The organism is Herbaspirillum sp. RTI4 (genome assembly GCF_034313965.1).
In the GTDB taxonomy this organism is placed as follows: Bacteria; Pseudomonadota; Gammaproteobacteria; order Burkholderiales; family Burkholderiaceae_D; genus Herbaspirillum.
Map to the genome: position 1 here is coordinate 1,742,030 of NZ_JAVIWQ010000002.1, position 24,329 is coordinate 1,766,358.

Annotated in this window: 20 protein-coding genes; 5 read left to right on the forward strand and 15 right to left on the reverse strand. The window is 59.8% G+C overall.

What is annotated here, in order from left to right; translation table 11 throughout:
- Positions 1 to 11 precede the first annotated feature (11 nt).
- From modC to RGU70_RS07960, 6 genes are all read right to left on the reverse strand, one after another.
- Positions 12 to 1,097 (reverse strand): molybdenum ABC transporter ATP-binding protein, encoded by a 1,086-nt coding sequence (gene modC, locus RGU70_RS07935; RefSeq protein ID WP_322208854.1) that lies wholly within the window; start codon positions 1,095 to 1,097, stop codon positions 12 to 14.
- Entirely contained in the window at positions 1,094 to 1,783 is a 690-nt protein-coding gene (gene modB, locus RGU70_RS07940) for a molybdate ABC transporter permease subunit (RefSeq protein ID WP_322208855.1), read from the reverse strand. The genes modC and modB overlap by 4 nt, the downstream gene beginning before the upstream one ends.
- Before the next feature lie 13 nt (positions 1,784 to 1,796).
- Entirely contained in the window at positions 1,797 to 2,582 is a 786-nt protein-coding gene (modA, locus tag RGU70_RS07945; RefSeq protein WP_322208856.1) for a molybdate ABC transporter substrate-binding protein, read from the reverse strand.
- Between the two features lie 198 nt (positions 2,583 to 2,780).
- Entirely contained in the window at positions 2,781 to 4,802 is a 2,022-nt protein-coding gene (locus tag RGU70_RS07950) for a methyl-accepting chemotaxis protein (protein WP_322208857.1), read from the reverse strand.
- 157 nt (positions 4,803 to 4,959) lie between these two features.
- Entirely contained in the window at positions 4,960 to 7,452 is a 2,493-nt protein-coding gene (locus RGU70_RS07955; RefSeq protein ID WP_322208858.1) for an aldo/keto reductase, read from the reverse strand.
- Between the two features lies 1 nt (position 7,453).
- Positions 7,454 to 8,392, reverse strand: coding sequence for a glycosyltransferase family A protein (locus RGU70_RS07960; RefSeq protein WP_322208859.1), 939 nt, complete (start codon positions 8,390 to 8,392; stop codon positions 7,454 to 7,456).
- Positions 8,393 to 8,627: 235 nt separating this feature from the next.
- Between RGU70_RS07960 and RGU70_RS07965 the strand changes: the two genes are divergently transcribed.
- From RGU70_RS07965 to RGU70_RS07985, 5 genes are all read left to right on the forward strand, one after another.
- A complete protein-coding gene (locus tag RGU70_RS07965; RefSeq protein WP_322208860.1) occupies positions 8,628 to 9,434 on the forward strand; it encodes a WecB/TagA/CpsF family glycosyltransferase in 807 nt (268 codons plus the stop codon).
- A 75-nt stretch (positions 9,435 to 9,509) separates the two neighbouring features.
- The gene (locus RGU70_RS07970; RefSeq protein WP_322208861.1) at positions 9,510 to 10,916 is read left to right on the forward strand and encodes an undecaprenyl-phosphate glucose phosphotransferase; all 1,407 of its coding nucleotides are present in this window, start codon (positions 9,510 to 9,512) and stop codon (positions 10,914 to 10,916) included.
- Positions 10,917 to 10,979: 63 nt separating this feature from the next.
- Positions 10,980 to 12,158, forward strand: coding sequence for a GNAT family N-acetyltransferase (locus RGU70_RS07975; protein ID WP_322208862.1), 1,179 nt, complete (start codon positions 10,980 to 10,982; stop codon positions 12,156 to 12,158).
- 55 nt (positions 12,159 to 12,213) lie between these two features.
- Positions 12,214 to 12,360 (forward strand): hypothetical protein, encoded by a 147-nt coding sequence (locus tag RGU70_RS07980; protein WP_322208863.1) that lies wholly within the window; start codon positions 12,214 to 12,216, stop codon positions 12,358 to 12,360.
- Positions 12,361 to 12,456: 96 nt separating this feature from the next.
- Entirely contained in the window at positions 12,457 to 12,603 is a 147-nt protein-coding gene (locus RGU70_RS07985; RefSeq protein ID WP_322208864.1) for a hypothetical protein, read from the forward strand.
- Between the two features lie 86 nt (positions 12,604 to 12,689).
- Here the strand turns inward: RGU70_RS07985 and RGU70_RS07990 are convergent, their stop codons facing one another.
- The 9 genes from RGU70_RS07990 to RGU70_RS08030 are packed head-to-tail and all read right to left on the reverse strand — an operon-like array spanning position 12,690 to position 24,328.
- On the reverse strand, positions 12,690 to 13,439 hold the full coding sequence (locus RGU70_RS07990) for a polysaccharide deacetylase family protein (protein ID WP_322208865.1): 750 nt from the start codon (positions 13,437 to 13,439) through the stop codon (positions 12,690 to 12,692).
- A complete protein-coding gene (locus RGU70_RS07995; protein ID WP_322208866.1) occupies positions 13,432 to 14,640 on the reverse strand; it encodes an acyltransferase in 1,209 nt (402 codons plus the stop codon). The genes RGU70_RS07990 and RGU70_RS07995 overlap by 8 nt, the downstream gene beginning before the upstream one ends.
- Positions 14,637 to 15,893, reverse strand: coding sequence for a hypothetical protein (locus RGU70_RS08000; RefSeq protein WP_322208867.1), 1,257 nt, complete (start codon positions 15,891 to 15,893; stop codon positions 14,637 to 14,639). The genes RGU70_RS07995 and RGU70_RS08000 overlap by 4 nt, the downstream gene beginning before the upstream one ends.
- Positions 15,890 to 18,316, reverse strand: a complete 2,427-nt coding sequence (locus tag RGU70_RS08005; RefSeq protein WP_322208868.1) for a cellulase family glycosylhydrolase — start codon at positions 18,314 to 18,316, stop codon at positions 15,890 to 15,892. Before RGU70_RS08005 ends, RGU70_RS08000 begins: the two co-directional genes overlap by 4 nt.
- A 56-nt stretch (positions 18,317 to 18,372) precedes the next feature.
- Positions 18,373 to 19,752, reverse strand: a complete 1,380-nt coding sequence (locus RGU70_RS08010) for an O-antigen ligase family protein (RefSeq protein WP_322208869.1) — start codon at positions 19,750 to 19,752, stop codon at positions 18,373 to 18,375.
- Positions 19,736 to 20,716, reverse strand: a complete 981-nt coding sequence (locus RGU70_RS08015) for a glycosyltransferase family 2 protein (protein WP_322208870.1) — start codon at positions 20,714 to 20,716, stop codon at positions 19,736 to 19,738. The genes RGU70_RS08010 and RGU70_RS08015 overlap by 17 nt, the downstream gene beginning before the upstream one ends.
- The gene (locus tag RGU70_RS08020) at positions 20,713 to 22,002 is read right to left on the reverse strand and encodes a hypothetical protein (protein WP_322208871.1); all 1,290 of its coding nucleotides are present in this window, start codon (positions 22,000 to 22,002) and stop codon (positions 20,713 to 20,715) included. The genes RGU70_RS08015 and RGU70_RS08020 overlap by 4 nt, the downstream gene beginning before the upstream one ends.
- Complete coding sequence (locus RGU70_RS08025) at positions 21,975 to 22,919, reverse strand: polysaccharide biosynthesis tyrosine autokinase (protein WP_322208872.1); 945 nt, start codon at positions 22,917 to 22,919, stop codon at positions 21,975 to 21,977. The genes RGU70_RS08020 and RGU70_RS08025 overlap by 28 nt, the downstream gene beginning before the upstream one ends.
- Positions 22,916 to 24,328, reverse strand: a complete 1,413-nt coding sequence (locus RGU70_RS08030; protein ID WP_322208873.1) for a Wzz/FepE/Etk N-terminal domain-containing protein — start codon at positions 24,326 to 24,328, stop codon at positions 22,916 to 22,918. The genes RGU70_RS08025 and RGU70_RS08030 overlap by 4 nt, the downstream gene beginning before the upstream one ends.
- Position 24,329: the final 1 nt, after the last annotated feature.

The following is a 24,329-nucleotide window of genomic DNA, read 5'->3' on the forward strand; positions in this document are numbered from 1 at the left end:
AAACGCGTGGCTTATCGCAGTATGGCCACGCTCTTGACCTGGGCAAATATCGCCTTGCCGGGAGCCAATTCCATTTGCTCGGCTGATTTGCGGGTGATGCGTGCCAGCAGCCTGTCCTTGCCACAGAGAAGTGCCACCATCACTTCGCCGATGCCGTCGTCGACGATTTCGCTCACGATGGCGGGGAAGCGGTTGAGTGCGCTGGAATCGGTCGGCGCTTGCAGCGAGAGGCTGACGTCGCGCGCTTGTATTCGCAAATCGACATGGCTGCCGATTTCGGCTTGCGGCGAGGGAAAATTGCATACGCCGCCGCTGAATCCGGCGCTGGTTAAATGGTAGTGCGCATCGTATTCCTGCACCGTCGCGACGATCAGTGCGCAGGCGCTGTCACCATGCGCCAGCGGCAGGTCGAGGCGGGTCAGCAGATCGGCGGTGGGACCGCTGGCGATTTGCTTTCCTTTTTCGAGTAACACCAGATGATCGGCCAGTTGCGCGACTTCGTCTGCCGCGTGGCTGACGTAGATGACGGGGATGTCGAGTTGCCGGTGCAGACCTTGCAGATACGGCAGGATTTCCGCTTTACGTGCGGCATCGAGCGCGGCTAGCGGTTCGTCCATTAACAATAAGCGCGGCATGCCGGCCAGCGCACGGGCGATGGCGACGCGTTGCCGTTCGCCGCCCGAGAGCTTCGCTGGCATGCGCTTGAGCAGAGGCGCGATGCCCAGCAGTTCTATTGATTGTTCCAGCGCGGCGCGGCTGCGTGTGCCGTCAGTCTGCCCGCTGCGACGCATGCCGTATTCCAGATTTTTTTGGATGTCGAGATGGGCAAACAGGCTGGCTTCCTGAAACACGTAGCCGACCGTACGGCGATGGGTGGGGACGAAGATGCCTTGCGCATCGTCTTGCCAGATGTCCTCGCCGATACGCAGAGTGCTGCCGCGCGCAGTTTGCAAGCCGGCGATCAGGCGCAGGCAGGTGGTCTTGCCGCAACCGGAGGGGCCGAAGAGGGCGCTGATGCCGTGTCCCGGCAGTTGCAAGTCGAGATCGAGCGTGAAGTCTGGCATCGGGAGCCGGAAGCGGGCGTGCAAAGTGCTCATCGACGACCTCCGCTGGGGTGGAGTACGTAGAGCAGCAACAGAACCAGAAATGCGAAGCCCAGCATGCCGCCGGATAGCCAGTGCGCCTGTGTGTATTCCAGCGCTTCGACGTGGTCGTAAATCTGCACAGAAATCACCCGCGTGTGGCCCGGAATATTACCGCCTATCATCAACACGATACCGAATTCGCCGACTGTGTGGGCGAAGCCCATGACGGTTGCGCTCAGATAGCCGGGTCGCGCCAGCGGCAGTGCGACCGTGAAAAATCGATCCAGCGGCGAAGCGCCTAACGTGGCAGCGACTTCCAGCGGGCGGTCGCCCATGGCTTCAAATGCGTTCTGGATCGGCTGCACCACAAACGGCAGCGCATACAACACGGACGCCAATACCAGTCCGCCAAACGTGAACGGCAGCATGCCCAGATGCAGGGCTTGCGTCATTGCGCCTATCGGCCCTTGCGGCCCCATCAGTACCAGCAAATAAAAGCCGATCACTGTGGGCGGCAGCACGATGGGTAGCGCCACTACCGCCGCGACCGGGCCTTTCCACCAGGAACGGGTACGCGCCAGCCACCACGCTATCGGGGTACCGACGATCAATAAAATGAGCGTGGTCAGCGTGGCCAGTTTCAGCGTCAGGAAAATCGCTTGCAGATCGGCGGCATCGAAGGGGACGGTGGAATTCATGCGGTTCGGTCGATTACGGAACGGTATAGCCGAAGCTGCGGATTGCGCTTTTGGCGGGGGCGCTGCGCAGGTAATCGAGCAGTGCGATGGCGGCGGGATGGTCTTTGCCCTTCATCAGCAATACGGCGTCCTGGCGGATAGGAGCATGCAGCGCAGCGGGCACGATCCAGGCAGAGCCGGAAGTCAGTTTGCCGTTTTCCATCACTTGCGACAAAGCGACAAAACCCAGTTCGGCCGCGCCGCTGGCGATGAAGCTGTAAGTCTGACCTATGCTTTCTCCTTGCACCAGTTTGGCTTGCACGCCGTCGAGTAGTTTGAGCTTGGTGAGTGTTTCCAGCGCCGCCGCGCCGTAAGGGGCGAGTTTGGGGGCGGCAATCGCCAGATGTTGGAAGCGGCCTTGTTTTAGTACCTCGCCTTGGCTATCGACACCGGTGGGTGAGGCTGACCACAGCACCAGTGTGCCGGAGGCATAGGTAAAGCGACTGCCGGCGACGGCCTGTTGTTCTTTTTCCAGTCGAGCGGGCGTGGCTTCGTCTGCGGCGAGCAGGATATCGAAGGGCGCGCCGTTGCTGATTTGCGCATACAGCTTGCCGGTTGATTCGACAGTTATCTGAACTTGATGGCCGGTGGCTTTTTGAAAATCGGCAGCGAGCAGTTTCAGCGGTGCGGCGAAATTGGCGGCGACGGCCACCTGGACTTCATCGGCTTGCGCGGCAGCGGAAAAGGTAGCGGAAAAGGCAGCGGAAAATGCAAGGGCCGAGAAGGCCGTGAGCAGGAATCGGACAGGGGTAGTTGTCATGGGGCGTCGATGGGGGGAGGGCCGCCTTTCAGGCGCAGGCGATGTAGCGCCGGCTGTCTTTTGCTTGTATCGGCGGAAACACAGCGATTGTACAGATATCTGCGCAGATATCTGCGCAGAGACCGGCGCAGGGACAGACGCAGAGATCGGCGCAAGGCAGCTTGCTGCGCTGCGCCGAGGGGAACGGGAGGAAGCGGCTTACTGCAGGGCGACGCGCGTCGGCAGGCGTCTTTTGGCAGGCAGCTTTGAGCTATGGAAAGCGGGAACTGTGGCAGCGATAGGCGACGGTGCAGCACCGTCGTTTTCCAGTTTAAAGATGGCGACTGCTTGCCGCAGATGCGATCCCTGATCTTGCAAGCTGGCCGCCGCCGCGGCAGCTTCTTCCACCAAGGCGGAGTTTTGCTGCGTGAGATCGTCGATTTGCATCACGGCGCGATTGACTTCCGTAATCTCCTTGCTTTGCTCGCCGGTGGCGAGGGTGATTTCCTGGATGATGTCCGACACTTTATGAACGGCGTCCACGATGTCGCTCATGTTGCTGCTGGCGGTAGTGGCTTGTTTTGCACCCCCGTCGATCTTGCGCACCGAGTCGGCGATCAGAATCTGGATTTCTTTGGCCGCGCTGGCCGAGCGTTGTGCCAGATTGCGCACTTCCGTCGCCACCACCGCAAAGCCGCGTCCGGCATTGCCGGCGCGGGCCGCTTCGACTGCGGCGTTGAGCGCCAGAATATTGGTTTGGAATGCGATGCCGTCGATGGTACTGACGATGGAAGTCATTTGACGCGAGCTGTCTTTGATGGCGTCCATGGTGTGCTTCAGGGTGTCCACGATTTTATCGCCGTCCTTGGCAAAACCGGCGGCCGATTCCACCAGTTGCCGGGCCTGACGGGCGCTGGCGTCGCTGCGCTGGACAGTCTCGGTCAGATGGCCCATGGCGATGGTGGTGGTCTGGAGGCTGGCGGCTTGCTCTTCGGTACGTTGCGACAGATCGAGGTTGCCGGTGGCGATTTCGCCGGACGCCGTGGCCATGACGTCAATACTGGTGCGCACGTCGGCAATCAGGTCTGCCAGACCGACATTCATTGCGCCAAACGAGGCGGACAGTCGCGCCAGCTCGTCCTTGCCTTGCGACGGTGCGCTCGGACTGAGATCGCCGCCGGCGGCGCGTTGCACCAGTGCGCCCAGTGCCAGCACTTCTTTGGAAAACGACACGTAGAATCCGGCCAGCAAATAAGCGGCCAGCATCAGCGCTGCGACGATAACAAGCATGATCAGATTGCGTCTTTGCGCATACTGGTCAATGCGCTCGACCAGCGCATTGTCGAGGATTGCCGCGCTGGCTTCGGACAGCTTGCCCAGTTGCTTAATGCTGGCTGCGCCGGCGTTAAAAAATTCCTGGCCCGAAGTTTGATTCAGCGTTTTCAGCACTTCCTTATTGGTGCGTTCGAGGAAGTCATCGGCTTGTTTGATTGCGGGCAATTGCGGGGTGAGTTCGGTTTTCCAGGTAGGGGCTGCTGTGAAAATATTGGACAGCTTTGCGTTGAGCAGGGTCAGGTCATGACGGCTGAGCATCACGGTGGTGTTGAGCAGTAAATCTTCGTTCGCTTCCAGCAAGGCGGTATCGATATAGGACGCGCCGCGTCCGGCCAGCAAGGCCAGGTTTTCATTGATGCCGGGAAGCGTATCGAGCAGCAGATCGGCCAGATAACTGGTCTCGATTTGCGGGTCAAGTCGCAGCTTGGACCGTTCCGCCACGACGGCTTTGAGTTGCTGTAATTGTCCCAGCAGGGCGTTATGCGCGGTGTTGCTTGCGGCGGGTTTGCCTTCGTTTTGCTGACGCAATGCGGCCCAGCGGGTTTTGAGTCCCGCCATCTGCGCTTGCAAACCGAAACTGGCGTCGTTGGCCAGCATGGTGTCGAACTGCGCATCGATGGCGGTTTCGATCAGTTTGGTTTGCGGGCCGACCTGGGTATTGTTGTTCAGGGCCATATGGCGCAAGCCGCGATGTTGCAGCAGCAGCCGGATCAGACTGTCGGTCTGTACGGTGTAGTGCAGACCTGTCCGTTCTTGTTCAGTGGTGGAAATTGATTTTTGCAGCTCGTTGAATAAGAGTCCCGCGACCAATAGTAAGGGCAGCAGGAAGGTCAGACTGACGAGAAGGAATTTCGGCATCAGGCGCAAACGCGCCATCAGTGTTGCGGCGGGAGCCAGCAGGAACATCAGGGGACACCTTTTCAGAGTGAGTGGATGCGGCATGGTGCGCACCAACGGAGGAAACTGCCTCTGAAGTATGAAAGGGAATTGTTACCACCTTATGAATTGAAGACATTAAGGTGATAACAGATACCTATATGTTGTCTTTGGGCAATACAGCGGCCTAGCGCGCCAATTCGGCTGACCCGGCGATACGATCCGCGCGTCGGGTCGATATCAGAATGCAGCCGCTGGCATTGCGTTGCAAAGCGTGTTGCAGAATGCTGGCGGCTCCGGCTCCGCTAGTGGCTTCTGCCGTTTGTCCTGCCAGATAACCGTAGGTAAATTGCAAGGGTCTCTGATGGGATAGCAGCACATCGGCCTGATGCAGATTCAGGCTGTCCCTGACCTGCACGATGGGCGTCAGTCCCGGCGCAGCGGCCAGCATTGCCGCAATGCGTTCCGCTTCGCCGGCCACGCCCCAATAGCGTATTTTGCCGGCTTGTTGCAGATCTTCCAGCCAGCGTTGCCATTCTTCGCATTTCAGCAGGGCGAGTTCCGGTTCGTGCAGATACAGAATATCGAGAGTGTCGCGCTGCAGGCGGCGCAGACTGCGTTCCACGCTTAATCGCGCAGTGGCAACCGACCAGTCGGCCGCAGCGCGATTGAGCGCCGGCCACGCTTTGCCCAGAATTTTGCGTGCCACGATAGCGGCGCTGGCGGGCGTGGCACCCGGCGGGGCATACAGACCGACCTTGGTCGCTACCGTGATGCTGTGGCGCTGGGCAGGACTGAGCTTGCCGAGCGCTTCTTCGGCCAGACCGAAGCCGTACAGCGGGGAAGTATCGAAATGGCTGAAACCCGCTGCCAGCGCGGTCGTCAGCAACTCCTGTCGCTGCGTTTCGCGCATCAGATGATGCAGACTGGCGGTGCCGAAGGCGAGACGCGAGACTTGCAAGTCGGTGCCGGGAATCTGAACGGTCTGCATGGCATGGACTTTCAAAGAAGAAGAAAGGGGAGTGGCGTTCGCCTTGTTGCCAACTGAATTGCCAGCCAGTCCCGATAAATGCGCCGCCAGACGCGCCGCCAGTGCCGTTGCCAGCAGAGTCGGATTGGCTTCGCCTGCGGTGGCGAAGACGCTGCTTGAGGCCAGATAAAGATTGCTCAGACCATGCACCTTGCAATTCGCATCGACCACACCGTCACGCGGATCGGCGCTCATGCGGGTAGTGCCGATTTGATGGAAGCCGTCGCTGGCTTGCTGCATCACAGCGTCGACTCTTTGCTCCGGCGACTGACGATAGACCAGCCGGCCACGGCCGCTGGCGCGCAAACTGGCGTCGAGCAAGGCATGGGCGCGCAGCACCGAATCGACGTCGGCGGGCAGATAGCGGAAGTCGATAGCCAATCGCGATGGCTGGCCATCGACCGCCGGTGCCAGTTTTACCCGGCTGTCGGGATTGGGGATTTGTTCTGCGTGGTAATTCAGCGCATAGGTGCCACCCTCGTTGCGCAGAACGAAACCCGGTTTGCGGATCGCCGAGACATAGCGCAATTTCAAAATATCGATCACATCGGCGGCAGCGCGCCACGGACGTCGCACGATATTGCGCAGGTGACGGCCGTAAGCACGCGGTGCCGGCCCGATGTGCTTGATGCGGATTGCTTCGGCCAGCAGACGGCGTCCGATGGCCGGAATCGCCAGTGCCAGAAACACCAGCGACAGCGTGGCATTGCCATGCCGCGCATCGTGAAAGGCGGGATTGTCGGCAAAGAAGGAGGTGTTGAGCAAGCCGTGTTCGCGCTGGACTTCGGGTGGAAAACTGAAACGGCGGCGGCTGTACGCGCCGGTGGCATCCTGGAAAAAATCGAGGTCGGCAAAATCTTTGGGATGGGTGAGGACGACATCGGCGATGCTGCCGAAAATATGGCCCATATAGTAACGACCCAGTGCGCCTTCGCTACCGCCGCACAGCGCGGGTTGGCGCTGCTGCGCGTCCAGCAGCAGGCGCGTGGTTTCCAGTCCGCCGCAGGCCAGCACATAGCGCGGCGCGGTGATGAGCATGGTTTGTGCGCCATGCTGCACCCGCAGCCCGTTTATCTGCGTGCCGTTGATGCTGAGTGCGAGTTCCTGCACGACGGCATCAAACAGAAGATGCACGCCCGACGCAGCTATTGCGCGTGCGCCGAGACGTGCGGCTAGTTTCGGTTGGCGCGCCCAGCGTTCTGTGCGATCCATGCGAACGGCGTCCAGATCCGGCCAGCCGGGCGTGGCGGCGTCGAAATCGGAATTACCGCAATCGAGGGCCTCAGCGGCAACGACGTACCACGGCGCGATATCTTGCAGCGTGAGCGGCCAGCCGGAATGCGGGACGTAGTGGCGTGCTTCAAAATCGATGGCGTCGAACGGCACGCAGCGGCCGCCCCATAACCAGGAGGTGCCGCCCAATGCGCGGTGGGTGGCCAGTTCCAACGGCGCGTGGCGATTGGTGTCGAGGGCGGCGGCAGCGGCGGGTGGCAGGGCGGTTTCAGGCTGAGCCGGGCCGGCTTCCAGTACCAGCACTTGCAAACCGCGAGCCGCTGCTTGCAGGGCCAGAGTGAGTCCGACCGGGCCGCTGCCGACCACGCACAGATCGAAGCCGGAGCAGTCGGTCGGCAGGCTGTCGAGGATCGCCATCTTATTTCCGGCCGCTGAAAAAGCGTTTCAGACGCTGCATTTGCCAGTTGCGCAAATAGCGGCGGAATTCGGGGTGTTCATAGCGCGGCAAACCGCGCAGTGCCGACAGGAAGTAGCTGTAAATCATCAGCAGACCGCCGATGACGTAGGGTTTTTCGCGCATGCGGTTCAGGCCCGCGACCACGGCGTAGAGGGGGTGGTAGCCCATGTACCAGTTGCCGCGCCCCCAGCGCAGACGACCTTCGTATATGTGTTTGTCCGATGAGCCCATGATGCGGTGATGCCAGAGCCAGGCGTCGGGGTCGTAGTAGTTGAAGGTTTTCCAGCCCTTCATCCAGGCGGTATGGATATCGATGCCATCCCAGGCCAGATGTTCGACGAAGCCGCCGATATCTTCAAAGGCTTCGCGACGATACAGCTTGAACTGGCCGGCGACTTGCTCGGTGACCTGGATTTCCTCAATAAAGCGACCACCCTCATCGCGATACACCTGACCCGAGACGGTAGCCAGCTTCGGGTCTTCGTCCAGTTTGCGCAGCATGTGTTCTATATAGAGCGGGCCGAAGGACATATCGCCGTCGAGTTTGGCGATGTAGCGGTAATCCTGATGCTCAATGTGTTCGGTGCCGAAATTGAATGCGGCCACCACACCGCCGCCGAGCTTGCGGAATCCTCTGTCCTGGCGCAACACCAGTCGTATGAAGGGGTACTGCTGTGCGTATTCGCGCACGATATCGGGCGTGGCGTCGGTCGAGCCGTCGTCTACCACAATCCATTCCACCGGACGCATCGTTTGCGCCACCATCGCGTCCATCGTTAATCGCAGGTATTTAGCTTCATCACGCACCGGGGTAATGATGACGAGTGCAATAGTGCGGGGGTGGGTGGCCGGAGCGGCCGGGATAGGGTTGAGTCGGTTTTGCCTGGGGGTGCGGGACATGCGTTTTGCCTTGTGAGTCAAAGGAGACGGATTATTTTTTAATCGGTTTATTGCCGCATGAAAATATTTTGGTTAATCAAAAATTGTGTAATTCAAATTGTGTAATTCATTACTCTGGAGAATCCAAAAATAAACTAATGCCAATCAGAAAAATTACCTAGAAACAATTTGTTATAGTGCTGACAATATTTCAGTAATAGTACCAAAAACATTCATAAAGACGGCCTCTATTGCTATGCTTATTTCGGATACTTCCACTCTTGAGGCGCTTCCCACTGTCTGGCTCTTCGGGCAAGACATTTGCGCGGTGACTCTGAGGCAAGCCAGCGAACATTTGCTGGCGCAGGCAGCCGGACTCCGACTGGCTCCGCGTATTGTTCTTACCCCCAACGTCAGTAATCTGGTGCGGCTCGATCGTGATGCCGAATTCCGGGAACTCTATCAGCGCGCCGATTATATTTTTGCCGACGGTATGCCGCTGGTCTGGGCCAGCCGTTGCGCGGCACGCCGCCTGCCGGAGCGCGTTACCGGTGCCGATTTGTTCGTGTCGCTGGCGCATGGCGCGGCGGAACGTGGCCTGCCGGTGTTCATCCTTGGCGGCATGCCCGGGCAGGAGGCCATGCTGCTGGCCCGTTTTGCTTCAATCTACCCGGGGCTGAAGGTCACTATATTTTGTCCCTCTATGCAATTCGATCCGTTTGGCGAGGAAGGGCGCATAGCCCGGGACAAAGTCAATCAGGCCGGTCCGGCCATGGTATTCGTTTGCCTCACCATGCCGAAACAGGAACGCTGGGCGGAAGCTTTTCGCGACACGCTGGAAACCGCGTTGATTTTTTGCGTCGGGGCATCGATGGAATTTGCGCTGGGCTTCAAGAAGCGGGCGCCGCTCTGGATGCAGCGCGCCGGACTGGAATGGTCGTGGCGGCTGATGTCGGAGCCGCGGCGACTCTGGCGTCGCTACATCGTCGAGGGCGCTCGTTTCTGGACCTTGCTGCGGCGGGAAATCAGCGTGCAGCGCCAACGTCGCAGAGATGCGCAATAAACCACCGCGTACGCAAGCAGCAACAAAAATGCGCGCCAACCGGCGTCAAATGAATACCTGACAAAGAGACCCCCCTTGAGTTCATATCAGGATAAATCGACCCATCACACCACCTTGTTTGCGTTGGCGGTCGGTCTGGCCTGCGCGGTGACGATCGTAGCCACGCTGGCGCTGGTCGTGGGATGGTATCCACATGCCCAATTTTTTACTTTTCGTTTGGCCGCGCTGATTGCTGCGCTGGGGGGATTCGCAGCGTTCAGCGATCTGCGGCGTTTCGATGTCGATACGCGGGCGACCCTCTTGGCCGGATTTTTCAGTATTTTGCGGCTGTGGGGCGTAGTGTATTTTTCTGCCTTGTTTGTGCTCTATCTGACCAAAACGACGGAAGAAGTCTCGCGACTGGTCATGCTGATCTGGTTTCTGGCGACACCCTTCACTCTGCTGTTGACGGCGGCGCTATGTCGCGTCTTTGCCCGCCGTTTGTATAGCGGCAGCGACGCGGTGCGCAAAACGGTGTTCATCGGTTTCAGCGAAGATGCGCAGGAACTCGCTACGCGCTTGCAGGAATCCGGCCAGTTCGGTTTTCAGGTACTCGGTTATTTCGATAGTCGTGAGGGACCGTCACGCATCAATTCATTGCTGCCGCGTCTGGGACGACTCGAAGATGCCAATGACTGGGTGGCGATTAACGAAGTCGATGTGGTATTCGTCGGACTGGTGCATGCACGCAGCACGTTGATCGCACCGGTGGTGGAAGCCTTGCTCGATACGGTCGTGTCGATTTATTTCGTGCCTGAATCGCGCCTGTTTGGTTTGCGCGATATTCGCTTTACCGATATTGCCGGTCTGCCCGTGTTGGTGGCCTATGAAACGCCGTTCATCGGGTTAGCGCGGGTGCTCAAGCGCAGCTTCGATATCGGCGTGTCGCTGCTGCTGCTGATCTTGTTTAGTCCGGTGATGCTGGTCGTTGCCACCGGCGTCAAACTGACATCGTCGGGCCCGGTGCTGTTCCGCCAGAAACGGTATGGCGCGGGTGGTCAGGAAATTTCCATCTTCAAATTCCGCTCCATGCGCAACGAAGCCGCTGCGCCGGACGGTGTATTGCATCAGGCAACGGTCGGCGATGCACGAGTGACTGCTTTTGGCCGCTTTTTGCGCAAATCTTCGCTGGATGAATTGCCGCAGTTTTTCAATGTATTAGGTGGAAGCATGAGCATGGTCGGGCCGCGTCCGCACGCCGTGCAGCATAATGAGCTGTACCGCAAGCAGATCAAGGGTTACATGCTGCGTCACAAGGTCAAGCCGGGCATTACCGGATGGGCGCAGGTCAATGGCTTGCGCGGCGAAACCGATACCCTCGACAAGATGGAGCGCCGCATCCGCTATGACTTGCACTACATCAACAACTGGTCGATAGGACTGGATTTCCGCATCATCTTCATGACGGTCGGGGTGCTCTTTCGCGACCGGCACGCGTATTGAGGGCCTTGATTCGGCGCATGGGCTCCGCGCATTGACTCCAAATTTATATTCATAGGCTTGCCGATGCGCCACCATCCCCTTCCCGCCAGCCTCCGCATCGACCTCAGCGCCGCCGCGCAACTGACCGTCTATTCCACGCTGGACGCTGCCGCCGTACGCTGGCGTGCAGCGGAACAGACCTGCGCCGGATACGGTTTTCAAACCTTCGCCTGGCAGGCAGTCTGGCAACAAACGCTGGGACAGGCGCAAGGCTGGCAGCCCTGTGTGGCAGAACTGAGCGCTACCGACGGGCGCAGCCTGATATGGCTGCCGCTGGCTATTGTGCGTCGGCGCGGACTGCGCATGCTGGCGTTTGCCGGCGGCGAAGTCACCGACTATCTCGGTCCGCTGATCGAACCAGCCTTTGCTGCGGCGTTGACGCCGGACTCATTTGCAGCGCTATGGCAGTTCATTCTCGATTGCTTGCCTCCGCTCGATATCGTGCGCTTGCAGCGTCAGCCGCCTTACATGGTGCTGCGTGCGGAGCAAGTTCCCAACCCCTTTATCGGACTGACCGGAATGACCATCAGCGGTGTAGCGCATGCCGCCCACTTGCCGGCGACTTTCGAAGAATTCCAAAAGACCCGCAGCGCCCGCGTGTTTGCCGACACCCGCCGCTGTCTGCGACGACTGGGTGAAAGCGGCGCGGTGCGCATCGATATTCGGGTTGCGCCGGCGCAACGCGCCGCGGTGATTGACACCATGGCGCAGCAGAAGTCGCGCCGCTGGCAAGCCAGTGGCAGTCGCGATTTGTTTGCCGAACCCGCTTATCTGGCGTTTTATCAAAGCTTGGCAGAGCAGCAGATCAGCGATGGCGAGATTGTAGTGTCGGCGCTCTATGCGGGCGACGAGCTGATTGCCACCCACTGGGGCATGCGCCATGCGCAGCGTTTTTACTGGCTGATGCCGGGCTATGAAAACGGAATCTGGGCGCGTTATTCACCGGGTCGGATTTTGCTCGATGCCGTGGTGCAATGGTGCATCACCGAACGGCTGGCCGTATTCGATTTGACGGTCGGCGACGATGCCTACAAACGCGACTGGGCCGACAGCACGATGCTGTTATACGGCGCGGATGTGGGCCGCAGTTTGCGCGGCAAGCTGGCGGTGGCCGTGGCAGCGTTATGGAGTCGTTGCTATCGCTGGGCGCGAGAGCAGCCGGCGCTGCGCGCCTGGGTACGCCGCCTGCGCGGCAATCCTTAAGGAACCACTGATTAAGGCACTGTGCGACGCAATCTCAGGGCAGCAATGATTAATCATGGTCGCGGTACTCAAGGACGATTCTCCCGGCTTGCAGCCGGATCCTTCGATACGGGATTGCATCCCTACTCAGGACGAACGGGAAGTGGTGTGTTCTGCGGCAAGTGGTTTGCCTGGATTGGCGCATAGAGAACCGTTCGTCTGAGTAGGAGCGTCAGCTCCGTACCGAAGGATACGGCGACAAGCCGGGCTGCTGATTAAGCCACTGTGCGACGCAATCTCAGGGCAGCAATGATTAATCATGGTCGCGGTACTCAAGGACGATTCTCACGGCTTGCAGCCGGATCCTTCGATACGGGATTGCATCCCTACTCAGGACGAACGGGAAGTGGTGTGTTCTGCGGCAAGTGGTTTGCCTGGATTGGCACATAGAGAACCGTTCGTCTGAGTAGGAGCGTCAGCTCCGTATCGAAGGATACGGCGACAAGCCGGGCTGCTGTCAGCAGTCTGCGTGGTCATCAAGTACGGCACTGCTTAACTCTGACTTTCCCAATAATCAATCGCGGCATCCACCGGCAATACCTTGCAGCCCGCGGCCAGAGCGGCAGCGACGGCGGTGTTGAGCCGCTCCGGCGTGCAGCCGTAGCGGCTGGGGGAGGCCTGTACATCGTGGGTATTGATGATCAGCCAGCCTTTGGTTGCGACAGTCCGCTTCAGATGACTTTCATAGCTGCCCGCATCGACCGGGGTGGAATACAGACGGTAGGTTTTCAGGGCATTCAGATCGGCTGATTTTTCGTGGTGGCCGCCACCGCTGATGCGACTGGAGCGGAAGCGTTTTCTGCAGGTCAGTTTTGCTTCAAGAGAATAGGCACCGAAGGGATAAGCAAAATTGAGCCAGGCCGGGTCGATGCTCAGTTGGTCGAGGAAATCCGAATTGCGCTGGAGATCCAGTTTCAGCCGCGCATCGTTGAGGGTGTCGTAGTGAATATGAGAAAAACCATGACTCCCGATTTCATGTCCGCTTTCCTTGAGTAATTTGAGTTGCGCCAGGGAATGGCAGGGGATGCCCTGTTCCAGCCGGTCGGTCAGATCGCCTGCAATGTAAAACGTGCCGCGCACGCCGTGCTGTTCCAGCGTGTGCGCGCCGTTGGTGCAGGCAGAGGCCGGTACATCGTCAAAGGTGAAGCTGACGACGGCAGTGTCACCGCGCAAGGGAAGTTGATTGCGCACCAATTGGCGCGCCAGCCAGCGCGTCAACGGTCGGGTCATAGGATTATTCATGAGCTGTATTTCCAATGCGGGGTGGATGATCGTTGATCGAGGATGGATCGATGATATGCGCGCCAAACCGGCGTCGCAGGCTGAGAAAATTTTGTTCTATCCAGAAGTAGGACGCCAGTGCCAGCGCAAACGACAAGACGATGGCGGTCAGGGCGAATCCTGCGGAGTGCCACAGGCTCACCCGTTGCAGATCGGTGCTCTCCGGCCCCCATGCCATTTCCGCGATGACGATGGCGATAGGATGAAACAGGTAAAGCGAATACGACCATGCGCCGATGCGACGCAGCGGATGCGTTTCCAGAATCCGGGTCAGTCGGGCCAGCGCATCGGAAAAACAGAGCGTCGCCAGCAGCGGCATCAGGGCCAGTCCTTGCAGCGTATAGCGCCAGGTGTCGCGGAAGGCAGGATCGCGCACGAGGAAGCTGGCTGCCAGCAGCAGCACGGCAGCGCTCAGGACGATGCGTTGCGACAGGAAGCGCAGCAAGACGCCGCTAGCGTCGCGCGCCAATAACAGTGTCAGCAATGCGCCGTAAAGGATGGAGTCGATACGGGTGTCGGTACTCATGTAAATGCGATCCGCAGAGGCACCCGCCGCATGCAGGTTGATGCGCCAGAGCAGCGTCGCCAGCACGATGGCCGCCAGCAGCCAGGTCAGACTTTTTCGCCGTCCGGCCAGCGCCAGACAGAGCAGCGGAAACACCAGATAGTATTGTTCCTCCACCGCCAGTGACCACAGGATGGAGAAGGGGTCGAAACCTTCATGGCCCAGACTGTAACCGTAAGCAATGCCGTAATAATTGGCGTAATACAGCAGACTCGACAGGGCTTTGCCCCAGCTCATGGTGCCGCCATCGATCCAGTACACCAGGCTGGCGCAGGCAACCGCCGCTATGAGCGCCGGATACAGACGCAGCAGGCGGCGCACATAAAAACGACCCAGCGCAATGCCGCCGCCGGTATCGTGTTCGGCCAGCAGCAGCCGCGTGATCAGCATGCCGCTGATAAAAAAGAACAAGGTCACGCCGAACCCGCCCGGTACAAAGGCATGCAGCCCCAGATGCGCCAGCAGCACGATCAGAATCGCTACCGCACGCAAGCCGTCGAGTCCCGGAATGTAGCGCAAGGAGAGCCGCTGTGCATTACTCAGCGGGCTCAGCGGGCTCAACGGGCTCAACGGACTCAGCGGGCCAGTTCCGGTCATTGCAGGCCGTCGATCTGGGTTCTGGCCCGGTTGTTGCCGACCAGATTTTCAAAGGTGTAATGCAGACCGATCTGCACGCTGTTGCGGGAGTACTCGGTGCTGCCGCCATTGCTGACCGTTTTTTCCGTAAAGGCTTCAGTACGCAGTGCCAGTCGGGGGGTGATGTCGTAATCGATACGGGCGCCGAAGCGCTTGAGTTTGTCGGTGCCGTTGCCCACCACGGCATTGCCCAGATTGGCAAAGGTTTGATAGGTTTGCGTTTCCAGCGAGCCTTTGAGCGAGACCTTGATTTTTGGCGTTGCCTGCCATGTGGCCAGACCCTGTACTGCGCGTGAAACCGAATACAGGCGGCTATCGGCTTGTTCATTGGTCTGTGGCTGATCGATCAGGCGCAGGCCAAGTGAGCTGATCAGCGAATATTGCCAGTCCACGCCTATCAAGTAGGAGGGGATGTTGCTGTTGCGGTTGGGCAGCGTGGCGAATTGTCGCTGTACGTTGCCCAGATGTCCAAGAACGATGGTGTTTTCGGCAAAACGCCAGCGGGTGTCGAGAAACAGTTCGCGGTCGGTGTAGCCGGAATCGATGGCCGAGATATCGCTGGCGCTGCGGTCGGGGAAGTTGACCCGGCTTTGTTTGAAGCCTGTCGATAGCGTGGATTTAATGCCTGACTCGTAGCGCAGTGCGACTTGCGACACGTCGCTATTCATGTTGTAGAGCCGGGTGTTGGATGGGTCGGTGTAGCGTAGCGACTGGTTCGACAGCGTGACCGGAATGTCGAAGCGCGGCGTGATGCGCAAGGCCACTTCGCCCAGATTTTCTTTCAGATGCGGTAATTCCTGGTTGGTGAAATTGCCGCCGAAATAGGTGTACAGGCGCACATCGGTGCTGCGCGAAAAACGACCGCGCACCCAGTCGCTGTATTCCCAATCGTAATCGGCGATGTACTGCGTTTTCAAGTAGTCGAGATTGCGGAAGGTGTCGTACTGCATTTTCGAGACAGCGCCGGTCAGCGACAGGTGGCTGCGATCGGTCGGCAAGGGCAGAAAAAGAGCGGCCCGCAGATCGGTCGAATAGACATTGTCACTCGTTTTGAGGCCGTTGCCGCTGCTGCTCGGGAACTGATAGGGGTTGTAGATGCGGTAGGCAGTGGAGCCGGCCTGTACCGCATATTCCGCCTCGGCGTAGGCGGAAGCAGGAGTCAGCACCAACATCAAGGCACCGAGCCAGCAGGAAGATTTTTTATTCTGGATCATTGTGATATTTCCTTGTTTTCTTCTACTACTTCATACCAGGGACTGGTTTCCGCCACATCGGCTTGCAGGTGCAGTATTACTTCGCCATTTTTGAGGATGATGCGCGATGCCGGTAAGGGCGCGCGCCGCTGGCCGTTGCCGTCGAGCGGATAGACGCGCAGCGCGGTGAACGCGGTGCGCATGCCAAAGTTGAGTTCGGTGCGTTCCATCCAGACCGGCCCGGAGCCTGCTTCAGCGGCACCGGAGGGACTGCTGGCGGCATCACCGTCTGATTCCAGCGTCAGCCATTTGGCATCGCTTTTATAGCGTGCCAGTTCTTTGGGGCGCGGCGGGATGGAGCCGGGTTGCGTGCTGGTGACGGCGGCGGCGACGGCGATCAGGACATGTTTGGATGTTGCCAGTGGTTTGCCATCCAGCGAGCTGGCCAGGAGGCTGGTGTAAGCGCGTCCCTTGCCTTGTATTTTCAGCCAGGCGCGCTCATCGCCACTACGCTTGTTGCGATCGAAGAAACCGAAAAAGCCGACGCTGCGGGGACTGCGCAGCAGCACTACGCGTTGCTGTGACTGATATTCCAGTTCACCGTTGGCCGAGCGCAGCGGGGTGCCGGTGGTGGTCGTTTCGGTGGCAGCGGCAGCGGTGGCGGTCTGACGTGGGAACTGCTCTGGCTTGCCATTCAGATCCATCGACAGCCGCGCCTGCAGCGCGGTTTCCGGTGTGACGCCGTAGCGCAGCGCTAAATGCGTGTCTTGCGCACTGCGATCGAGCGAGGCGGCGATGGCGTAACGGGCGACCGGCGGCAGCGGTATTGCCAGCGCGTCGCGCAGTGGGGCGATCTCGCTCTGACGATACAGTTGCGCGCTTTGCCCGGTCAGGGCGAATTTGTTCCAGTTGCCGCTGAGAGTGAAGAAGTTCGGCGTAGTGGACCAGGTGTCGCCATCCATGTAGTCGAATAAAAACAAACCGTCCCAGTCCTGTTGCGCGGCGACGGCGGCCATCAGCGGCAGCATTTCGGGTGCTTGCCGGTTGGGGAAGGGCTGGTTGTATTCGCTGATGACGTAGGGTTTGCGGCTGTCCTTGTGCATCGACAAAGCCAGCAGGCGATTGAATTCGCCGCCGCTGAGTGAGCTGTCGTGCATGCGCCAGTCATGGCGGTCGCGGTCGACGCCGGGGAAATCGGGATGATCGACATAGAAATGCTCGTCGATGTAATCCATCTTTGCCTGCGAATCGAAATTGAGCACGCCGCCGTAGCCCATCTGCGTGCCGGTGACAGGCACCAGCGGATCGGTTTCCTGATGCACGACATCGCGCAGGCGATTGAAGTAAGCGCTATCCGTAGCGACGAGGAATTGCAGGAAGTCGCGTATCCGCAGTGCATTGCCGGAATTGCCCGGTTCGCCGGGGTCGCTGGCACCGAATAACTGGTCGGACAGCGCGCGCAGTTTGCCGTCGAGCCGGACGCCCCACTGACCGAGTTGATCGGTGGCCAGATAATCGGCGTCGGCAGGAGTGAGCAAGGGGACCGAGACGCTGGCGACGTCGCAGGTTTTCCATGCCTTGCAGGCGGCGGCGACGTTGCCGTAACGGGTGCTGACCCAGCGCTGCCATTGCCGCTGCAATTCGGCTTCGTAGGCTTTGGGGACGGCCTGCTTCCATTCGCGTCTTTGCCAGGCGGCCAGCAAGGAGGACTCATTGTTGATTTCCACCATTGCCAGCACCGGGTCGTTGCGCAGGTTCAGGGCGCGCAGCAATTGGCGGGCGTACTCTTCTTGCAGGGCAATCATGCGCGGGGTGTACACATACACTGGCGCGCCCAGCGCGGCGCGGTCGGCGTTGCCCTCGGCCGTTGGTACATGGTCGAGCGCGGCGCGGAAACGGTAGCCGACATGCAGGTTCAGGTTGACGTACAAGCCTTCCTGTTTCAGCGCAGCAATGAAATTTTTCAGTCTGGTTTGCGCCACCGGATTGAAGCTGGGATAGGCCCCCGGTGTGAGCAGACTTTTGGGATTGTCCATCGTGCCGGGAAGGGTGTCCATGTGGTGCAGACGCACGGCGTTGAAGCCCAGTTTGCGCAAACGGCGCGCGAGGCGCACGGCGTTTTCCGGCGTGGGGAAATTGGTGGCGAAAGAGAGGTTGATGCCGTACAGGCGCACCCGCGCATCGTCGCTGCTGTTGGCGCGCAGGTCGGGGCCGACGCGGTAAAAATGGCCGTCGCGCACGAAAATCCGGGCAGCGGCGTCCAGCTCCCGGTTCAGGGCAGAACGATCCGGCGCGCCGCGCAGTCCGTCCTGATCGATGGCGAACGGATAGAACTGCATGCCGCCTGCGGTGGTAAATGCGGTGGTGAACGCGGCAGGCGCGGTTCTGTTTTCTGCCCCTTGGCTGATGCTGGCGGCCAAGGCCAGACAGATTCCGGTCCCCATGTTTGCTGCACTCCGCCAAAGCATGCGTGATGTCATTATTTCTTTCAGGGATGTGTTCATGACTCGCGCTGCGCCAGGAAGCCGGCAGCCTCTTTGCGTTCCATCCGGTGCAGTGTCAGACGGGCTGAGATCGCGGTGGAGGAGTACAGAAAAAAAATATTCTGGAACAGCACGCCGCGGAACATTTCGCTTTCCGACAGGTTGCTGATGAGGATCAGAATCAGCATGGCCCAATGAATGGCGGCTTCTTCGCGGTCGATGATGGTCAGCCGGATCAGATGCAGGATATGGACCGTAAACACCAGTGCCAGCAAGACGAGACCGACGGCACCGAGTTCATTGAGAATATCCAGATAGCCATTGTGCGATTGCAGCGGCATCCAGTGCAGCGCATTGATGATGTATTGCGAGGGACTGCCGTCGCCCAGCCAGAACGCGCCGTAGCCGATGCCTAAAAGCGGATGACGGCTGATTTCCATCAGTACCAGCCGCCAGATATCGGTGCGTCCGGTCAGGTCGGCAGATTTGTTGAACAGGGCGGTAAATGGCGTGAGCAATTCGTCCCAGTTCGGCAGTCTGCTTTCGACAATGAAGAACAGCATCAGCGCCGCCAGCAGGATCATGATGATCATCAGTACCAGTCGTCGCACGGCGAATTCGCCCACCAGATAGCGCTTCCGGACGAGCAGATAAATCATGCTGCCCAGACCGGCAACCAGGATGGCGGTGCTGCTTTTGGCCATGATCAGCATGAACAGACTGAACACGGCACCGGCGAAGCACAGGCTGCGCGGCACGAGGGTGCCAAAACTTTCCTTGATGAACAGCACTACGCTCAGACCGGCGATGGCCCCTAGCGTGTTCTTTTGCGTCATCAGGCCGCGCCATGCGCCGCCCAGTTCATAGTCGACGCCGACGCTGGGAATGAGCAGCGAGACAAAGAAAGACACGATCAGTAGCGCCACCAGCGTGCCGAGCAAGACCCGAATCAATTGGTGGCGACCGCCTATCGGTGGCGAGATGGCGACACCGACCAGCGTCAGGCCGGCCAGTTGGGTGACGCGCTTGAGAGTCACGATAGGGTAGGGCGACCACAGCATGCTGGCGAGGCAGTACAGGATGATGAGTATCAGGAAGGGGTTCAGATGTTGCAGGTGACGCCGGCTCCAGTTGCGGTTGCGCCACGCCAGCCAGGTGCCGATCAGGAAAATCGAGCCGAACTGGATTTGAAATAGCAGCGACCCTTCTGCGAAGTTGCCATGCGGATCGTCCGCGCCCCAGTTGAAGCCCGGCGGCAGCAGTGAGAATGTCATGCTCAATACGATGAGCAAGCGCACTACGTAGGTATTGATGATTTGCGCGTGCGTGTCGTGCGGGGCGCGTTCAATCAGGCGGCGCTCGCTGCGGCGGCGGCGGTCTTCAGCGTCCGTATTCATGATAACGATGGCCGGCGAGGGCGCTTAATTTGCCGCATTGAGAAAGCCCGATGCGCAGCCATTTGACGGCCTTGACGGGGGATAAGGGGAGGCACAGCAAAGAACAGACCAGGGCGATAGCGCACTGGAGCAGCGCGCGCAGTCCTAGTAGCGCGCCGCGCAAGCAGCGGGCCGCGCCGCGCCGACGGACCAGTTCGCAGCGCATGTAGGTCTGGCCCTGCCGGTAGGAGCGGCGCAGCAGCCACCCCAGGGTGGCGCGCTGACTGGCCACTTCTTCGCTGACGGTGGCTTCGTCGCACCAGATCAGCACCGCGCCCAGGTCGATGAGGGCGTGGAACAGCAGCGTGTCTTCCGCGCCGCTGAGACCGAAGGCCGGGTCGAACGGGCCGGGGAGTTGCTGCAGCAGGCTGCGGCGAATCAGGACATTGCCGGTGCGGGCGTCGTTGATGCCGACTCGTGTGCCGGTGGCGAGGCGGCGGCGGTTGAAAAAATCGCCGCGCCGTATCCAGTCGGGGGTATCGCTGCGGTAGTTCGGCGTGACCGGGCCCAGCACGGCATCGGCCTGATACTGCGCTTGCGTAGCGACCATGCGCCGTATCCAGTCGGGATCGGGCAGTTCGTCGTCGTCGATGAACAAGATCCATGCGCCGCTGGCAGCATGCACGGCGGCATTGCGGGCGAGCGAGATATTGGGGGTCGGTTCGTGTCGCGCTTGCAAGGGCAGCGGCGAGCACTGTCGCCAATGTTCCAGCACGGTAGCTGCGGAGCCGGCGGGGTCGTTATCGACCACCACCACTTCGATGCGCAGGTCGTCGTAGGCTTGTGCCAGCAGTGCCACCAGCAAATGCGTCAGTTGCAGTGGACGGCGGAAGGTGCAGATGCAAATGCTGATATCGATATCGGCAGAGATCAGGGCAGGAATCGCCACAGGAATCGCGGCAGGCGTTTCAGCGTGCAGGTTCATGTCGGCGTTCCTTTCCGGCGGCGCTTGAGCATGGGCAGCAAGACCATCCAGATCAACACGAAATCGAACGCTTCAACGATCACCAGCGCCAGGATGGCTCCCCAGGCGCCATACAGCGGTATCACAATCGAGGTGGCCGCCAGCATCACCAGCAGGCAGGCTATGCCGCTGATGAGCAGCAGCGGATATTGGTCGTTGCTGGTCAGCCAGGACGAGCCTATCCAGCGCGCAGCATTGATGGCGAAATACAGGCCCCATGCGAGTACCAGCGGATCGAGCCCGCTGTATTTGCTGCCCAGCAGATGACTGACCAGCCACGGCAGCGACCACCATAGGACGGCGACGTAGGCCACTGTCAGCAGTTCGATGCACAGCACCGAGACCCACGCCAGCCGGTCGAGATTTTTCCAGTCGCCGGCGGCGAGCAGTCGGGTGACCATTGGTCGCGCTACCCGCGACCAGGCCAGCACGCTGAGGGAAATCGGCATGAGCAGCAGGCGCGAGGCGTTCAGTTCCGCGCTGGCGGCGACGCCCAGCCAGAGGGCGGCCAGATACAGGTAACTGTAATTGGTGAACCAGGCCACCATGGCCCCCGGCAAGGCCCAGCGGCCGCGCCGCCAGATATCGCGGAGGTCGGCGCGGTAGTCGCTTTTGGCATCGGGGGTCGAGAGCGATGGTATCGGTGTTTTGCCGCGCCACAGTGCCAGCACGTTGGCCAGTCCCAGCACCAGCAGCACGCCGGGGATGCTGAGCTGGCGCAGCAGTACCAGCAGGGAAATGCCGACGGCCAGCCCCAGTCCGTAGGCGATATCAATTTGCAGCGCGTGGTGCGGTTTGCCTTCGATGAAGGCGATACTGCGCCGGTATTCGCGCAAGGCATTGGCGAAGATGTAAATGGCGAAGGCGGCACCGAGTTGCAGCGGATGGGCGTCGGCACCGGCAGTCAGCAGCGCGGCGGCGACGCCGAACAGCAGCGCCAGCGCGGCGCTCACTTGCCATTGAAAAATAGTGAGATGGGCGATCAGTCGGGCGCGGCTATCGTCGCTGCGCGCCGGTGCCAGTGTAGTGAGCGGCCCGGTGATGAGCGCTTCCAGAATGGTGAAGGCAAAAATGCCGCCGACGATCAGTTGCGAATACACCCCATAGGCGGTCTTGCTGGCAAGGCGGATCAGCAGCAAACCCAGCAGCAGGTTCAGGCCGCTGAGCAGGGCCTGATCGCCCAGTGAGGCCAGCGAGTGAACGAGCAGCTTGCGCCGGCTCACCGGTTGCGGATGTGGGCGAGCCATTGGCGCAGTCGGGACCATCGTTGAGTACCGGCTGCGGCTGCAGTGTTGCGATTGCTGTAACTGTTGTAGATGGTGCCGATGACTTGCGCGCCGGCAGTTTTCATTTGCTCCTGGGTGCGGCGCAGGTTGCTCAGCGTGGAGACGTGCTGCTGGCCCACCAGCAGGCAGACGCCGACTTGTTGCGCAATCGCTTGCGCGTCGGATGAGGTATTGGCAGGGGGCGTATCGACGATGAAGACGTCGAAATCGTCGTGCAGCTTGGCAATCAGATCGCTGAGCGCGGGTTTGGCCAGAATTTCCAGCGGGTTAGGCGGCTTGGGTCCGGCGCACAGCACATGCAGCAATGGAAAGCTGGCCGGGATTTCACCGGCGTCGACCGAGGTGCGTCCGGCCAGGATGGTCGACAAGCCAGTCTTGCCGCTGATGCCGAACAGTGTTTGCTGGCGTGGCGCGCGCATGTTGGCGTCGATCAGCAGGGTGCGTTTGCCGGTTTGCGAAAAGGCGATGGCCAGACTGGCGGCCAGATAGCTTTTGCCTTCGCCTTCGTTGGGACTGACGATGGCGAGCGATATTTTCGATTCGTCGCCGAGGCGGATGCCCAGTTCGGCGCGGATCTGACGGATGGCTTCCGCTTCCAGGCTGAAGGGAGCGTGGGCGATTTCCAGCGAGGCATCGATATTGGCGCTGGGCAGGGCGGTGGCGTAGTTGAATTGCTTGGACAGGACGGCTTGCACGTCCTGTTCCGACAGCAGGCCGAGGCGCACGGCGGCTTCGCCGAAGCGGATATTTTCGGCGTTCTGCAATTCCATGACGCGGACGACCTGGATTTCAGTCAGCAGGCCCGCTGTGATGAAGCGGGTGCCCATTTTGTCGGTGCCGTCATTGATGACGTTGGCGTGGCCGGTATTTTTGTTCATAGCGGGTCCGCGCCTATCTGGCCTAACATTGGCAGATGGATGCCGCGCAGGAGATCGTCCAGACTACGCAGGCGACGCTGACTGATTTCGTACAGCAGGGCCAGGGAGAGTCCCAGCAACAGGCCGATGATGACGCTGGCGGCGAGGTTTTGCAGCATCAGCGGTTTGGCGTGTGAGGTGGGTTCTTCGGCAATGCGCAATACGGTCAGATTGGGGGTGCTGATATTGCTGGCCATCAGGACGCTATCGTATTTTTGCAGCGCGGCGTTGTAGACGCGGTCCACGCTTTCGAGCTGGCGCTGGTAAGAGGTGATGACGTCGCGGTCTTTTTTGTCGGCCAACAGCTTGGCGGTTTGCTCATCGATTTGTTGCTGAATTGTCTGTTGCTGGATTTTCATGCGCTGGGCGTCGCTTTGCCGCGCCTCGAGCGTGCTGCGCGCTTCGCGGGCAATGCGCTGCGTCAGACTGGCGCGCTCGGCAATGGCGGCCAGAGTTTTCGGATGCTGGGGGCCGAGTACCGATTCAATATCGCTGAGTCGTTTATTCGCGTCGCTCAGTTTGGTTTTGAGATCGTTGATGTTGGGCCGTTCGGCAATTTCCGGCAGTTCGTCCACACGCACGCCGCGCTTGAGCAAGATGTTGGTGGCGTTATTGCGCGCTTCTGCTTCTTCCTGCTGGTTTTGAATCGTGGTCAGGGCGGTGACGTTGTCGTTGAGTGCGCGCGAGAGGATGTCGTTGTGTTCGTTGACATCGAGGATGCCCACTTCTTGCTGGTACTGCGTCAGTTTCTGCTGGATGTTGTCGGCTTCCTTGCGCAGATTTTCGAGCTGGATGTTGTATTGCTCGGTGCGCGAACGGGCGGCTTTCGATTCGATTTCCTGTGTCAGTCCGATGTAGGCGGTGACGACGGCATTGGCAAAGTCGCGCGATTTGATGGCCGAGCGTGCGGCGTATTCGACTTCGATCACGCGGCTGGAGCGGTGGGTGATGATCAGGGTGTGGTCGATAATGTTTTTGAGCAGGTTGGCGTGCGCGCGCGGTTCACCCTGGCTTTGCACGGCATTTTGATAATCGGCTGAGGCGGTCAGGTCCAGGCTGTCGATCACGCGATCGGCCACTGCCTGGCTTTTGATCATGTCGAACTGGGTCTGCATGTAGCTTTCATCGAGCATCGGTGAAATGGCAGCGGCTGCGGAGATCGCATTGCTGCCTTTGTAGTCGATGTAGATATCCGATGAGGCGGTATAGGTTTTTGGCAAGACCAGTGTAATTACGAAGGTGAGAGCGACCGTAATCAGCGTGGTCTTCAAAATGGTGCCGCGCCGGGCGGAAATCATCGCGGCCAGCTGGCCGGAAGACAGACCAGAATCCGGCGCTTGTACGTTGGTACTTACTCTGTTGTCACTCATG